Source organism: Kitasatospora sp. NPDC034023, from assembly GCF_055575795.1.
The window spans coordinates 145,357-159,598 of sequence record NZ_JBVIRY010000014.1 but is presented as its reverse complement, the minus strand read 5'-3'; the positions used below and the strand labels follow the sequence as shown (position 1 = coordinate 159,598).

The window sequence follows — 14,242 nt, the reverse complement described above, 5'->3', positions numbered from 1 at the left end:
TGAGGGCGGCCGGGTCGTTCGGCAGGGCATGAAGAAACTCGCCACTCTGGCCGCCCTCACCATGGCGGGCCTCGCCATCGCCGCCCCGGCGGCCTCCGCCGCCACCCAGACCGCCTCCTCGCCGGACGCCACCGGCGGCCTGACCGACGGCCTGAGCCTCTCCCCCGCCGACCTCGCCCTGAAGACCGCGAGCAAGCTCCCGGTGGTCGGGCACACCGCCGACGAGGTGGAGGCCGTCGGCACCAACCAGATGAGCCACCCCGGGCTCAGCGGGCAGATCGGCTGACCACCCGGTCAGCCGAGGGCGGCCGGCCGACCCCCGAACGGCCGGCCGCCCGGTTCGAGGTGCTCAGCCGGCGAAGAGCCCGTTGAGCTCCGGGTAGGTCAGCCCGCCGTCGAGGGCGGTGTACGTGCCACTCGCGTACACCTCCTCGGCGGCCCGGCGGACCGCCGCGTACGCCGCCCTGGCCAGACCCGGGCCGAGGCTGATCCGGGCCACGCCGAGCTTCGCCAGCTCGGCGACCGACGGCGAGCCCGGGCCGGCCAGCACGTTCAGCGGCGCCGGGACGGCCGCGACCAGGGCGGCGATGGTCTCCGGGTCGGCCACGCCGGGGACGAACACGCCGTCCGCGCCCGCCTCGACGTACGCCCGCAGCCGGCGGACCGCCTCGTCCAGCCGGCTCTCCGGGGCGCCGATCCCCAGCAGGAACACGTCGGTGCGCCCGTTGACGAAGAGCGGGACGCCGGCCGCGTCGGCCGCCGCCCGGGCCGCCGCGATCCGCTCGGCGGCCTCCTCCAGGGGGCGTCCCCCGTCCTCCAGGTTCACCCCGACCGCGCCGGTGTCGAGCAGCGCGGTGACGCTCTCGCCGACCCCGGCGGCGGTGTCCGCGTAGCCGCTCTCGAGGTCCGCGGTGACCGGCAGGTCGACCGACCGGACCACCTGGGCGGTCCTGGCCAGCACCTGCTCGCGGTCGGCGCCGCCGCCGTCCGGACTGCCGAGCGACCAGCAGACGCTCGCGCTGGCCGTCGCCACCGCGCGGGCCCCGGCGACGGCCACCAGGCGGGCGCTCGCCGCGTCCCACACGTTCGCCAGCACCAGGGGCTCGCCCGGGCGGTGCAGCTCCCGGAGCAGCCGGGCCTTCTCCTGCTGGGCGGTCAGCGTCGTCATGTCCCCGCTCCTCACTTCGCGGCCGGGCTCATGCGGGTGCTGACGGCGATCCGGTTCCAGGCGTTGATGGTGGCGATCAGCGCGACCAGCTGGGCCAGCTCCGCCTCCTCGAACTGCCCGGCGGCCTCCGCCCACACGGCGTCCGGCACGTGGCCCTGGGTCAGCAGGGTGACCGACTCGGTGAGGGCCAGGGCGGCGCGCTCGCGGGCGGTGAACCAGGGGGTCTCGCGCCAGGCCGGGAGGGAGAGCAGACGGTGCTCCCGCTCGCCCTGCTTGACGGCGTCGGTGGAGTGCATGTCGATGCAGAAGGCGCAGCCGTTGATCATCGAGGCGAGCAGCTTGACCAGCTCGACGATCACCGGGTCGAGGCCCGTCCGGGAGGCCCGGTCCACGGCCACCATCGCCTGGTAGTAGGCGGGGGCGTGCTCCGGCATCGAGAGGCGCTGGTCCGGGCCGGGCACGTGGGCGTGGGTCCCGTCCGCCGTCACGGTCTCATTCGTCGTCGTCATGGCTGCCAGCCTAGGCAGTCGGTGGCCCGTTGCACTGGTGCATTGGGTGCCGGGTTCCTTGGGCCACTTCCGGTGCACGAACAGGCGTGCGAGGATCGCTGGGAGGACGAGGTCAGGGGACAGGGTCGTGTGCACGGCGTTCGTCAGCATCGAGCCGGGTGCGGCGGTGCCGGTGCTGCTGCTGTCCGTCCGGGACGAGTACCTGGGGCGCGCCTGGCTGCCGCCGGACCACCACTGGCCGGACCGGCCCGAACTGCTCGGCGGACTGGACCTCGCGGCCGGCGGCACCTGGCTGGCCGTCGACCCCGCCCGGCGCACCGCCGCCTGCCTGCTGAACGGCTTCGGCCCGCTCGCCCCCGCCGACTCCCGGCGGACCCGGGGCCGACTGCCGCTCACCGCCGTCACGGAGGGCGGCATCGGCCACCTCGACCTCACCCCGTACGACCCCTTCCACCTCGTCCTGGTCCGCCCGGACGGCGCCACCGTCGCCAGCTGGGACGGCAACCGCCTGGCGGAGCGCGAACTGCCCGCCGGCCTCAGCGTGGTGCTCAACGACGGGCTGGAGGGCCTGGCCGCCAACCGCTCCGCCTCCGAGCGGATCAGCGCGCTGATGGCCGCCCGCGCCGCCCACTTCCGGGCCCGCTTCACCGCCGCGCCCCGGCCCGAACCGACCGGCGACGGGCCCGCCGCGCGGGCCTGGGGCGGGTGGCTGCCGATCGTCTCCGGCGACGGGCTGGCGCGGGACGAGGACGCGGCGCTGATCCAGCGGCGGGACTTCGGCGACGGGCGGATCTGGGGCTCCTCGTCGATCTCGCTGCTCGCGCTCGGGCCGGACCGACTGCGGTACGACTTCGCGGCCGCCCCGGTGGCGGCGGACGGGTCGGGCTGGCAGCGGGTGGCGGTCTCCTGAGGCCCGCCGTCGGCGGCTACGGCGTCAGGGACTTGAACCTGACGTTGCGGGAGGCGGCATCGTGGCGTGCGCCGAGCCCGAAGCCGCACCCCGAGGAGCCACGATGCACCGCCTGCCCGCCGTCCTGACCGTCGCCCTGCCGCTGGTGGGCACGCCGCTCGCGGTGAGCGCCGTCGTCCTGCTCGGCGACGCGGCGCACCGGGCCGTCCCGTCCCCCACCGTACTGGCCGTCGTAGCAGGGGCGTTGATCCACCATCTCGGCGCCGATGTCGCCCGGACGTACGGTCGGTGAACTTCTGGCGGCGGGACTGCCGGGCGTCTACATGCCCGTAGTAGCTTCGCGAGGGCCACCGGATCAGGCCGGCCGCCGACCCCCCGAGCGAAGGTGCGCGATGTCCACCCTGACCTACCCGGAAGCGATAGGCGTCGGCCTGCTGCAGGGTGTGACGGAACTGTTCCCGGTCTCCAGCCTCGGCCACAGCATCCTGCTGCCCGCCCTGATCGGCGGGAAGATCCAGCACGACCTCGACATGACCGCCGAGGGCTCGTCCTACCTCGCCGCCCTGGTCGCCCTGCACCTGGCCACCGCGCTCGCGCTGGTCGTGTACTTCTGGAACGACTGGGTCCGCATCGTCGGCGGGCTCCTCAGCTCGATCCGCCACCGCCGGGTGGAGAGCCGCAACGAGAAGCTCGCCTGGCTGCTCATCCTCTCCACCATCCCGGTCGGCGTGGCCGGCCTCGTGCTGGAGAAGGCCCTGCGCAACGCGCTCGGCAAGCCCGTCCCGGCCGCCGTCTTCCTCGCCCTCAACGGGCTCGTGCTGCTCGGCGCCGAACGGCTCAAGCGCGGCGGCACCGGCCGCCGCCGGGCCACCGGGCACGCCGCCCCCGTCGACGAGCCGGGCCTGGACCCGGCGGTCGCCTCCGACCAGCGGCTGACCAGGCTGGGCTACGGGCAGGGCGCCTGGATCGGCGCCGCGCAGATCCTCGCGCTGTTCCCCGGCATCAGCCGCTCCGGCGTCACCATGAGCGCCGGCATCCTGCGCGGACTGCACCACGAGGACGCCGCCCGTTTCTCCTTCCTGCTCGCCACCCCGGTCATCCTGGCCGCCTCGGTGCTGAAGGTCCCCGAGCTGTTCAAGCCGGAGAACTCCGCCGTGCTCGGCCCGGTCGCCGCGGGCAGCGTCGCGGCCTTCGTCGCCGGGTACGTCTCGGTGCGGTTCCTCACCAAGTACTTCGAGACCCGCAGCCTGACGCCGTTCGCGGTCTACTGCTTCCTGGCCGGCGTCGGCAGCGCGGTCTACCTGTCCGTCTGACGACCCACGGGGAACGGCCGGACCGGGCGGGACGCGCCGCGGTGGGCGGCCCTCCGGGCCCGGCCGGCGGGGTGCCGGACGGGCCCCGAGCACCGGCCGGGCCTCAGACCACGAGGCCCAGGGCGGCCAGGCGGGTCGGGTCGGTGAGGATGTTCATCTCGGTGATGCGCCCCTCGTGGATGGTGAACGACATCACCGACAGCGGACGGCCCTCGGCGAAGGACACCACCCCGGGCGAACCGTTGACCAGGACCAGAGCGCCGTCGGCGGCGAAGCGGGCGAAGGCGATCGCCTGCGACGCGACGTCCGCCGCACCCCGGCGCAGCACGCTCGGCACCAGCGTGCCGCCGTCGGAACGGGCCACCACGTCCGGGTCCAGCACGGTCAGCAGGGCATCGAAGTCACCGCCCCGGGAGGCCGTCAGGAAGGCCTCCACCACCTCCCGCTTACGGGCGTTGTCGGCGTCCGCGGCCGGGGTGGCGCCCTGCACCCGACGGCGGGCGCGACTGGCCAGCTGCCGGGTGGAGGCCGCGGTACGGCCGAGCACCTCGGCGATCCCGTCGAAGGGCACCTCGAACATGTCGTGCAGCACGAAGGCCACCCGCTCCGCCGGGGACAGCGTCTCCAGGACCACCATGAGCGCGATCCCGACCGAGTCGGCGACCAGGATCTCGTGCACCGGGTCCAACGCCGCCAACCCGCTCACCACCGGGTCCGGCAACCGCACCTGCCCGTCCTGCTCCGGCAGCGGGTCCTCCCGGCGGGACGTGCGGGAGCGCAACTGGTCCAGGCAGACCCGGCCGACCACCGTGGTGAGCCAGGCCCCGAGGTTGCGCACCTCGCCCACGTCGCTGCGGCTCAGCTTCAGCCAGGCCTCCTGGACGGCGTCCTCGGCTTCGGCGATCGACCCGAGCATACGGTAGGCCACCGCCCGCAGTTGCGCGCGCTCCGCCTCGAAACGCCCTGCCAGCACGGCCAGTTCGGCCGGAGAAATTTCCTCGCTCACGCTGTCACATCCTCGCGTCGGGATCCGTCGGTCCAGTGACGGACGCTAACCGAAGAGGAGATCACCGTGACCACCGCCCGCATGAAGAACCCCGCCATGGTCCTGCCGGACGCGACCAAGGGCATCCAGGCCATCTACAAGGCCGCGTACCAGGGCGGCGTCGCCCCGCAGCTCCTGGAACTGGTCCACCTGCGCGCCAGCCAGATCAACGGCTGCAGCGCCTGCGTGTTCTCGGGCGTCAACGGCGCGAAGAAGCACGGCGAGACCGACGAGCGGCTGCACGCCGTCGCGGCCTGGCGCGAGGCACCGTTCTTCACCGACGAGGAACGCGCCGCCCTCGAACTCACCGAAGCCGCCACCCGCATCGCCGACCGCTCCGGCAAGGCCGTCCCGGACGCGATCTGGGACGCCGCCGCCGACCACTTCACCGAGGAGCAGCTCTCCGCGATCATCCTGATGATCGCGCTGACCAACTTCTTCAACCGCATCAACACCACCATCGAAGAGCCCGCCGGCACCACCTGGTGAACCCGGCTGGCAGCTCCCCCGCGCGAGAATGGGAGCGTGACCGGCTCCTGGACCTCCTTCGGCGGCGACCTGCACCTGGACCTCACCGAGCGGCGCGCCGCCGGAGCCGGGCTGCGGGCCGCCCTCGAGGACGCCCTGCGCGAGGCCGTCCAGGACGGGAGACTCGGACCCGGCACCAGACTGCCCTCCTCCCGGGCCCTCGGCGAAGACCTCGGGATCGCCCGCAACACCGTCGTCGAGGCGTACGGCCAGCTCACCGCGGAAGGCTGGCTGAACTCCCGGCAGGGCTCCGGCACCACCGTCGCCGGACGGACCGTGCCGGACCCGCCCGCCGCGGGCCGGCGGGCCGCCGCCCGGACCGAGCCCCGGCGGCGGCCCGTCCGGCACGACCTGATGTCCGGGCGGCCCGACCTCTCGCTCTTCCCCCGCACCGCCTGGCTCGCCGCCGCCCGCCGCGCCCTCGCCACCGCACCGCACGAAGCCCTCGACTACGGCAGCCCTCTCGGCCGGATCGAACTGCGGCAGGCCCTCACCCACTACCTGGCCCGGGTCCGCGGCGTCCGTACCGACCCCGACCACCTGCTCATCTGCTCCGGCGTCACCCAGGGCCTCGGCCTGCTCTGCACCGCCCTGCGGCAGCGCGGCGCCCAGGCGCTCGCCGTCGAGGAGTACGGGCTGCCGCCCCAGCACGCCATCGCCCGGGCCGCCGGACTCACCACCGTCCCGCTGCCACTGGACGAGGAGGGCGCCCGGACCGACCGGCTCGACACCCGCCCCGGCGCCGCCCTGCTCACCCCGGCCCACCAGTACCCCACCGGCGCCCCGCTCTCCGCCGAACGGCGGGCCGAGGCGGTGCGGTGGGCGCGCGAACAGGACCGGTACGTCATCGAGGACGACTACGACGGCGAGTTCCGCTACGACCGGCAACCGCTCGGTGCCATGCAGGCACTCGACCCGGAACGCGTCGTGTACGCCGGAACGGCCGCCAAGAGCCTCGCGCCGGGCCTGCGGCTGGCCTGGCTCGCCCTGCCGGACGCCCTCGTCGAACCGGTCGCCCGGCTCAAGGTGCTCGCCGACACGATGTCCCCGGTGCTCGACCAGCTGACCCTGGCGGAGCTGATCACCTCCGGCACGTACGACCGCCACGTACGGCGCTGCCGCCTCCACTACCGGCGCCGCCGCGACACGTTGGTCGCCGCACTCGCCGAACACGCCCCGCACGTCCGGGTCACCGGCATCGCGGCCGGCCTGCACGCCGTCCTCCAACTCCCGCCCGGCTCCACCCCCGAAGCCGAACTCCTCGCCCGTGCCCAAGCCGTCGGCCTCTCCCTGAACGGCCTCACCTGGCACCGCGCCACCCCGACCCCCACCGACACCCCGCCCTCCCTCGTCATCGGCTACGGCACCCCGCCCGACCACGCCTTCCCGGCCGCACTGCAGGCCCTCTGCGAACTGCTGCGTGGCGCGTGAGGAGGAGCGGGCGAAGGGTTCCGCCCGCCTCCCTCGGGGTGGGGGCGGGCGGGCGGCGGGGGCGGCTACTTGTTGCGGCTGCCGAGTTCGAACAGGAGCATGATGAAGCCGGCGAAGACGTGGATGCCGGCGGTGTAGATGACCAGCCGGAGGTAGACCCGCTTGTTGGCCCACTTGCCGGCGTCCATGGTCTTCGGGCCGGCGGGAGTGTCAGCGGCAGCGGCCGGGGTGGCAGTGGCGGGGGCCGGGGCGGCAGTGGCGGGATCGGCCATGGGGATCTCCTCCGAGGTGTTCTGACGGCAGGTCAGTGGGTCGCGGCGGGGCCGCCGCCGAGGCAGAGTTCGCCGCCGGGACTCTGCAGCAGGGTGTGGACGAAGAGCAGTTCGACGCCGTGGTCCGACTCGGCGGCGATGCAGTGCGGGGTGAGCGAGTCGAAGTGGGCGGAGTCGCCCACGGCGAGGTGGTGGACCCGGTCGCCGAGGGTGAGCCGGAGTGCGCCCTGCAGGACGTACAGCCATTCCTCGCCGGGGTGGACCCGGACCACCGCGTCCTGGACACCCGGCGGGACGTGCACCCGCAGGGCCTGCATGGCGCGGCCGGGGGCGCCGGCCCGGCGGTAGCCCCAGCCGCCGGCCCGGCCGGGTTCGATGGCGCCGCCGCGGACCACCGGGTCCGGTTCGGCCATGGTCTCGCCGAGCAGGCCGGACACCGAGGTGCCGTAGGCGCGGGCGAGGCCGAGCAGGACGGGCAGCGAGGGCTGGCGCCGGCCGGTCTCCAGCCGGGAGAGATACGCTGGGGAGAGTCCGATCCGCGCGGCGGCCACTTCCAGGGTGAGGCGGCTGCTGAGCCGGTGCTCGCGGAGGCGGGCGGCGAGGCCGGCGACCTCCTGGTCGTCGAGCTGGTCGCCGGTGGCGGGGGTGCCGGTGGAGCTGGTGGTCATGTGCCCAGTGGACACCTGGCGTGCCGCACGGGCAAGAAATTTGCCTCAGAGGCAAGCCCCGGAGGCGCTCCCCCGTCGCTCAGGGCCGGGGGATGTTCCGCAGGTTGCTCCGGGCCAGGTCGATCATGCGTCCGACGCCGCCGGAGAGCACCGTCCGGCCGGCCGCCAGCGCGAAGCCCTTCAGCTGGGCGGCGGTGATGTGCGGCGGGATGGACAGCGCGTTGGGATCGGTGACCACGTCCACCAGGGCCGGCCCGGGCCGTTCGAGCGCCTCGGCCAGCACCTCCCGCACCCGGGCCGGTTCGGCCACCCGCTTGGCCGGGATCCCCATCGCCCGGGCGATCCCCGCGTAGTCCACGTCCCCGTTGTCGATCTCGTACTCCGGGTAGCCGGAGACCAGCATCTCCAGCTTGATCATGCCGAGCGCGCCGTTGTTGAACACCACGGTCTTCACCGGCAGCCGGTGCTTCGCCACCGTGAGCAGTTCGCCGAGGAGCATGCCGAGGCCGCCGTCGCCGGCCATCGCGATCACCTGGCGCCCGGGGTTGGCGAGCTGGGCGCCGATGGCGTGCGGGAGGGCGTTGGCCATCGAGCCGTGGAGGAAGGAGCCGATCACCCGGCGGTGGCCGTTGGGCTGCAGGTAGCGGGCGGCCCAGACGTTGTTCATGCCGGTGTCGACGGTGAACACCGCGTCCTGGGCGGCGACGTCGTCGAGGACGGCGGCGACGTACTCGGGGTGGATCGGCAGGTGCTTCTCGATGTCGCGGGTGTAGGCGCCGACCACGTCCTCCAGCGCGCGGCAGTGCTTGCGCAGCATGCCGTCGAGGAAGGCGCGGTCGGGTTCGGCGTCCAGCAGCGGCAGGACGGCCCGCAGGGTGGCGGCGACGTCGCCGTGGACGGCCAGGTCGAGCGCGGTGCGGCGGCCGAGGCGGGTCGCGTCGTGGTCGACCTGGACGGTGTGGACCTGCGGCAGGAAGGAGTCGTACGGGAAGTCGGTGCCGAGCAGCAGCACCAGGTCGGCGGAGTGCAGCGCCTCGTGGCAGGCCCCGTAGCCGAGCAGGCCGCTCATGCCGACGTCGTACGGGTTGTCGTACTGGATCCATTCCTTGCCGCGCAGGGAGTGGCCGATCGGCGCGTTCAGGGCCTGCGCCGCCTCCATCACCTCGGCGTGCGCGCCACGCACCCCCGCGCCGCAGAACAGCACGACCTTGCGGGCCGCGTTGAGCAGCCGGGCCAGCTCCTGCACCTGGGACCACGGCGGCGCGGCGACGGCCTGCTCGGTGAGGAAGTGGCTGGTGCCGGTGGGTCCGGCGGCGGGCAGCGCGGCGACGTCGCCGGGGAAGGCCAGCACCGAGACGCCGTGCGAGCCGAGCGCGTGCTGGATGGCGATCCGCAGCAGCCGGGGCAGCTGGGCGGGGGTGGAGAGCATCTCGCACCAGTTGCTGCAGTCGGTGAACACCCGCTCGGGGTGGGTCTCCTGGAAGAAGCCGGTCCCGATCTGGCCGGACGGGATGTGCGAGGCGAGGGCGAGGACGGGCAGGCCACTGCGCTGGGCGTCGTAGAGGCCCTGGACGAGGTGGGTGTTGCCGGGGCCGCAGGAGCCGGCGCAGACGGCGAGCCGGCCGGTGAGTTCGGCCTCGGCGGCGGCCGCGAAGGCGCCGGCCTCCTCGTTGCGCACGTGCACCCAGCCGATGCCCTCGGACCGGCGGATCGCGTCCACGACGGGGTTGAGGCTGTCGCCGACGACGCCGTAGACCCGCTCCACCCCGGCCTGCCGGAGCACCTCCACCATCTGTTCGGCCACGCTCGCCACGGGTGCGACTCCTTCGCTGGGCGCCGATCGTCATGGGCACCTGCACCCTCCGACGGACGGGGGGTGCGCGCAACCGGGGTGCGCCGAACGGGTGACAGGGCAGGTCGGGTGACAGGACAGGTCGAGGGTCGGGCAGGTCGGGAGCCGGGCAGGTCGGGAGCCGGGCAGGTCGGGAGCCGGGCAGGTCGGGAGCCGGGCAGGTCGGGGGCCGGGCGCTACTCGGCCGCGAGGTGGTCCGGTTGGCCGAGTTTGCCGGCAGCCAGGCCCGCCTGGGGTTGGCGGCGGGCCGGTTCGCGGCCGGGAGGCTGGGCGACGCGCTCCTGCGCGGGCGGGGCGGTGGTGGGCAGGGTGACCGGCCGGCCCGCCTTGACCTGGACCGTCTCGCCGTCGTGCCGCAGATGGAGGACCTCGCCGCGGCGCAGCGTGTACGTCGTCTGCTCGTGGCTGATCCGGACGCCGAGCAGGTGTCCGCGCACCAGCAGGGAGAAGCTCAGCCGCATCAGCCCGGACGGCAGCCGGGGGCGGAAGAACAGCGTCTCGTCGTGGTCGCGCAGCCCGCCGAAGCCGGCCACCAGGGCGATGCAGGCCCCGGCGAGCGAGGCCATGTGCAGGCCGTCGCGGGTGTTGCCGCCGAGGTCGTGGAGGTCCATCAGGGCGGCTTCGGCGGTGTAGTCGTACGCGAGGTCGAGCTGGCCGACCTCGGCGGCGATAACGGCCTGGGTGCAGGCGGAGAGCGAGGAGTCGCGGACGGTGAGGCGCTCGTAGTAGGCGAAGTTGCGGGCCTTCTGCTCGTCGGTGAAGGCGTCGCCGCGGACCTGCATGGCGAGCACCAGGTCGGCCTGCTTGACCACCTGCTTGCGGTACAGGTCGAAGTACGGGAAGTGCAGCAGCAGCGGGTACTTCTCGGGCGGGGTGTTCTCGAAGTCCCACACCTGGTGGTGGGTGAAGTCGTCGGCCTGCGGGTGGACGCCGAGGTCCTCGTCGTACGGGATGTACATCGCGGCGGCCGCGTCCCGCCAGGCGGCGGTCTCCTCGGTGTCGACGCCGAGGGCGGCGGCCTCGCGCGGGTGGCGGACGGCGGCCTCGGCCGCGGCGCGCAGGTTCGCCTGCGCCATCAGGTTGGTGAACACGTTGTTGTCGGCGACGGCGCTGTACTCGTCGGGGCCGGTGACGCCCTCGATCCGGAACCTGCCGGCGACGTCGTGGTGGCCGAGCGAGCGCCACATCCGGGCGGTCTCGACGAGGAGTTCGAGCCCGTACTCGCGCTCGAACTCCTCGTCCGCGGTGGCCCGGACGTAACGGGCGACGGCGGCGGCGATGTCGGCGCCGATGTGGAAGGCGGCGGTGCCGGCCGGCCAGTACCCGGAGCACTCCTCGCCGCGGATCGTCCGCCACGGGAACACCGCGCCGGACAGGCCGAGTTGGGTGGCCCGTTCGCGGGCCAGCGGGAGGGTGGTGTGCCGCCAGCGCAGGGCCTGGTTGACGGCGGCGGGCAGGCAGTAGGTGAGCACCGGCAGGACGAAGGTCTCGGTGTCCCAGAAGCTGTGCCCGTCGTAGCCGGGGCCGGTCAGCCCCTTGGCGGGGATGGCCCGCTCCTCGCTGCGGGCGCCGGCCTGCAGGACGTGGAAGATCGCGAACCGGACGGCCTGCTGGAGTTCGACGTCGCCCTCGATCTCGATGTCGCTGGTCTCCCAGAACTCCCGCAGGAACTCGGCCTGTTCCGCGACCAGTCCGTCCCAGCCGGTGTACCGGGCGGCGGTCAGCGCGGCCTCCACCTGGTCCCGGACGGCGGGCAGCGAGCGGGTGCCGGACCAGCCGTAGGCCATGAACTTGGCCAGCCGCAGCCGCTGTCCCGGCTCCAGCACGGAGGTGACGCTGATCCGGCACTGGTCGGGGTCGGCCTCGGCGACGGTGTCGAGCTTCTCCGGGCCTTCGATGACGTGGTCCATCCCGGCCGCGACCCGGATGCCGCTGTAGCGGGTGCGGTGGACCAGGACGCCCTTGGTGGCAGTGGCGTGGTGCGCCTCGGACTGCAGCGGCGCCTCCAGGACGGCCGCGGCGCGCGGGTCGCCCTCGGGGCCTCCGGGCAGCTGCTCGTTGGCGACCAGCTCGGACTGCAGGACGATCCGCACCGGGCCGTCCACCGCCTCGACGCTGTACTCGACGGCGGCGACGGCGCGCTGGGTGAGCGAGACCAGCCGGGAGGAGCGCACCCGGATGGTCCGGCCGGCCGGGGAGACCCACTCGGCCTCGCGGTGCAGCAGCCCCTCGCGGAAGTCCAACCAGCGCTTGTGGCTGATGAGTTCGCCGTAGCGCAGGTCGAAGGGCTCGTCGTCCACCAGCAGCCGGATGATCTTGCCGTTGGTCACGTTGATGACGCTCTGGCTGGACTCCGGGTAGCCGTAGCCGCCCTCGCCGTACGGCAGCGGGCGCAGCTCGAAGACGCCGTTGAGGTAGGTGCCGGGCAGGCCGTGCGGCTCACCCTCGTCCAGGTTGGCCCGCAGGCCGATGTGCCCGTTGGAGAGCGCGAAGACGGACTCGGAGCGGGCCAGCGCGGCCAGGTCCAGGCCCAGTTCGGTGATCTGCCAGGGGTCGATCGCGAAGTTGTCCGAGGGACTCATGCACCCACCTCGCTGCGCTCGGCAGGGGCATTCGCCCAGACGCACCCCTCGATGACTCGCTCACTACGCTCGCTCATGCACCCACCTCGCTGCGCTCGGCAGGGGCATCCGCCCAGACGCACCCCTCGATGACTCGCTCACTACGCTCGCTCATGCACCCACCTCGCTGCGCTCGGCAGGGGCATCCGCCCAGACGCACCCCTCGATGACTCGCTCACTACGCTCGCTCATGCACCCACCTCGCTGCGCTCGCTCATACGGGCTCCTGCAGGAGTTCGGAGAGGTCGTCGACGACCACGGTGGCGCCGTCGCGGCGCAGTTCGGCGGCCTGTCCGGTGCGGTTCACGCCGACCACCGCGCCGAAGCCGCCGGCCCGGCCGGAGGCGACCCCGGCGAGCGCGTCCTCGAAGACGGCGGCGCGCGCGGGCTCGACGCCGAGCGCGCGGGCGGCGTACAGGTAGGTGTCGGGAGCGGGCTTGCCGGGCAGGCCCTCGGCCTTGGCGACGGTGCCGTCCACGATCACGTCGAACAGTTCCTCGATGCCCGCCGCCCGCAGCACGTCACGGCAGTTGGCGCTGGAGGAGACCACCGCGCTGGGCAGCCCGGCCGCGCGCAGCCGGTGCACGTAGGCGACCGAGCCCTCGTACGGCTGGACGCCCTGCTCGCGGATCATGCGCAGCACGGTGTCGTTCTTGGCCCGGCTGATCCCTTGGACGGTACGGGAGTTGGGCGGGTCGTCGGGGGTGCCCTCGGGCAGGTCGATGTCTCGGCTGTGCAGGAACGCCCGGGTGCCGTCGAGGCGTGGGCGGCCGTCCACGTAGGTGTCGTAGTCGATGACGGCGTCGAAGGGGACGAACGGCCCGCCGGTGCGGGCGGCTTCGGCGCGCAGGAAGGCGTCGAAGGTGTCCTTCCAGGCCGCGGCGTGCACCTTCGCGGTCTGGGTGAGCACCCCGTCGAGGTCGAAGAGGAAAGCGCGGATGTCGTCCGGTAGCCCCAGCATGGGTGCAGTCTTACCCGGGAACGGGGGGAAGCCGCCCATTTCCCGGCGGCGCGTCGCGGGAAGGGCGGCTTCCGCCGGCCCGGCCGTGCCGCGGGCGGCTACGGGGGGCACGCGGACGACTACGGGGAGTCGGGCAGCTGCGCGTCGGGCGCCTGGACGACCGCGAAGACCGCGCCCTGCGGGTCCCGGACCACGGACATCCGGCCGGACTGCATGTCGAACGGCGGCTGGATCACCGAGCCGCCCGCCTTGACCAGGGCGTCCACCGTGGAGTCGGTGTCGTCCACCGAGAAGTAGGTCATCCAGTGCGAGGGGGTGCCCGGCGCCAGGTAGCCGGGGATCGGCTGCATGCCGCCCACCGTGCGGTCGGCGACGTTGAACGAGAAGTAGCCGTCCATGCCCTGGATGGTCGCCGCGCGCAGCCCGAGCGCCGGCCGGTAGAAGCGGCCGGCCGCGTCGGTGTCGGCGGTGTTGAGCTCGTTCCAGACCAGCGCGCCCGGTTCGTTGACCACGCCCGCGCCGATGAAGTCCATGGCCTGCCAGACGCCGAACACCGCGCCGGTCGGGTCGGCGGCGACCATCATCCGGCCGATCGTGCCGACGTCCATCGGCTCGTACAGGATCGTGCCGCCGGCTGCGGCGATCGCCCGGTTGCTCTCGTCGGCGTCGTCCGAGGCGAGGTAGGTGGTCCAGGCGACGGACGGTGCCACGTTGCTGCCCGACGGCGCGACCGCCGCCATGATCCCGGCGACCGGCCGGTCGTTGAGCATGCACACGGAGTAGCCGCCGAAGTCGGCCGGGCCGACCTCGCCCTGCCAGCCGAACAGGTCGCGGTAGAAGTCGAGCGCGGCCTGCTGGTCGCTCGCCATCAGGTCGACCCAGCACGGGGTGCCGGGCTGGTACGGATCGGTGACTACGGGCATTGCGGGGCCTCCCGGAGGCGGTGGTGGCCGACGGCTGTGGA

The 14,242-nt window shown here is 73.7% G+C and carries 15 protein-coding genes; 6 read left to right on the top strand and 9 right to left on the bottom strand.

The window, feature by feature from the left end:
- Nucleotides 1–28 precede the first annotated feature (28 nt).
- Nucleotides 29–286 (top strand): hypothetical protein, encoded by a 258-nt coding sequence (locus ACZ52R_RS20295; protein WP_360505853.1) that lies wholly within the window; start codon nucleotides 29–31, stop codon nucleotides 284–286.
- A 63-nt stretch (nucleotides 287–349) separates the two neighbouring features.
- Here the strand turns inward: ACZ52R_RS20295 and ACZ52R_RS20290 are convergent, their stop codons facing one another.
- Nucleotides 350–1,168 carry an isocitrate lyase/PEP mutase family protein gene (locus tag ACZ52R_RS20290; protein ID WP_360505856.1) on the bottom strand — a complete coding sequence of 273 codons (819 nt, stop codon included), beginning with the start codon at nucleotides 1,166–1,168 and terminating at the stop codon, nucleotides 350–352.
- Nucleotides 1,169–1,179: 11 nt separating this feature from the next.
- Nucleotides 1,180–1,677, bottom strand: coding sequence for a carboxymuconolactone decarboxylase family protein (locus ACZ52R_RS20285; protein ID WP_360505858.1), 498 nt, complete (start codon nucleotides 1,675–1,677; stop codon nucleotides 1,180–1,182).
- A 127-nt stretch (nucleotides 1,678–1,804) separates the two neighbouring features.
- Here ACZ52R_RS20285 and ACZ52R_RS20280 point away from each other — a divergent pair, with 127 nt between their 5' ends.
- From ACZ52R_RS20280 to ACZ52R_RS20270, 3 genes are all read left to right on the top strand, one after another.
- Nucleotides 1,805–2,587, top strand: coding sequence for an NRDE family protein (locus tag ACZ52R_RS20280; protein WP_465753841.1), 783 nt, complete (start codon nucleotides 1,805–1,807; stop codon nucleotides 2,585–2,587).
- Between the two features lie 103 nt (nucleotides 2,588–2,690).
- Nucleotides 2,691–2,879 (top strand): hypothetical protein, encoded by a 189-nt coding sequence (locus tag ACZ52R_RS20275; protein ID WP_360505863.1) that lies wholly within the window; start codon nucleotides 2,691–2,693, stop codon nucleotides 2,877–2,879.
- A gap of 100 nt (nucleotides 2,880–2,979) precedes the next feature.
- Complete coding sequence (locus tag ACZ52R_RS20270) at nucleotides 2,980–3,900, top strand: undecaprenyl-diphosphate phosphatase (protein WP_465615815.1); 921 nt, start codon at nucleotides 2,980–2,982, stop codon at nucleotides 3,898–3,900.
- A 103-nt stretch (nucleotides 3,901–4,003) separates the two neighbouring features.
- Here ACZ52R_RS20270 and ACZ52R_RS20265 read toward each other — a convergent pair whose 3' ends face one another.
- Nucleotides 4,004–4,906 carry a sigma-70 family RNA polymerase sigma factor gene (locus tag ACZ52R_RS20265; protein WP_465753840.1) on the bottom strand — a complete coding sequence of 301 codons (903 nt, stop codon included), beginning with the start codon at nucleotides 4,904–4,906 and terminating at the stop codon, nucleotides 4,004–4,006.
- An 81-nt stretch (nucleotides 4,907–4,987) separates the two neighbouring features.
- Here ACZ52R_RS20265 and ACZ52R_RS20260 point away from each other — a divergent pair, with 81 nt between their 5' ends.
- Nucleotides 4,988–5,434: a carboxymuconolactone decarboxylase family protein gene (locus tag ACZ52R_RS20260; RefSeq protein WP_465615876.1), complete on the top strand. Its 447-nt coding sequence runs from the start codon at nucleotides 4,988–4,990 to the stop codon at nucleotides 5,432–5,434.
- Nucleotides 5,435–5,470: 36 nt separating this feature from the next.
- Nucleotides 5,471–6,904 (top strand): MocR-like pyridoxine biosynthesis transcription factor PdxR, encoded by a 1,434-nt coding sequence (pdxR, locus tag ACZ52R_RS20255; RefSeq protein WP_465615811.1) that lies wholly within the window; start codon nucleotides 5,471–5,473, stop codon nucleotides 6,902–6,904.
- A gap of 65 nt (nucleotides 6,905–6,969) precedes the next feature.
- On the opposite strand, the gene ACZ52R_RS20250 is transcribed toward pdxR, so the two are convergent.
- From ACZ52R_RS20250 to ACZ52R_RS20225, 6 genes are all read right to left on the bottom strand, one after another.
- On the bottom strand, nucleotides 6,970–7,176 hold the full coding sequence (locus tag ACZ52R_RS20250; protein WP_465753839.1) for a DUF6126 family protein: 207 nt from the start codon (nucleotides 7,174–7,176) through the stop codon (nucleotides 6,970–6,972).
- Nucleotides 7,177–7,208: 32 nt separating this feature from the next.
- The gene (locus tag ACZ52R_RS20245; RefSeq protein ID WP_465615807.1) at nucleotides 7,209–7,844 is read right to left on the bottom strand and encodes a helix-turn-helix domain-containing protein; all 636 of its coding nucleotides are present in this window, start codon (nucleotides 7,842–7,844) and stop codon (nucleotides 7,209–7,211) included.
- A gap of 79 nt (nucleotides 7,845–7,923) precedes the next feature.
- Nucleotides 7,924–9,636, bottom strand: coding sequence for a pyruvate dehydrogenase (locus ACZ52R_RS20240; protein WP_465753851.1), 1,713 nt, complete (start codon nucleotides 9,634–9,636; stop codon nucleotides 7,924–7,926).
- Nucleotides 9,637–9,872: 236 nt separating this feature from the next.
- Nucleotides 9,873–12,278, bottom strand: coding sequence for a glycoside hydrolase family 65 protein (locus ACZ52R_RS20235; protein ID WP_465753838.1), 2,406 nt, complete (start codon nucleotides 12,276–12,278; stop codon nucleotides 9,873–9,875).
- A 253-nt stretch (nucleotides 12,279–12,531) separates the two neighbouring features.
- On the bottom strand, nucleotides 12,532–13,278 hold the full coding sequence (locus tag ACZ52R_RS20230) for an HAD family hydrolase (protein WP_465615803.1): 747 nt from the start codon (nucleotides 13,276–13,278) through the stop codon (nucleotides 12,532–12,534).
- A gap of 119 nt (nucleotides 13,279–13,397) precedes the next feature.
- Nucleotides 13,398–14,201, bottom strand: coding sequence for a VOC family protein (locus tag ACZ52R_RS20225; RefSeq protein WP_465753837.1), 804 nt, complete (start codon nucleotides 14,199–14,201; stop codon nucleotides 13,398–13,400).
- Between the last annotated feature and the right edge of the window lie 41 nt (nucleotides 14,202–14,242).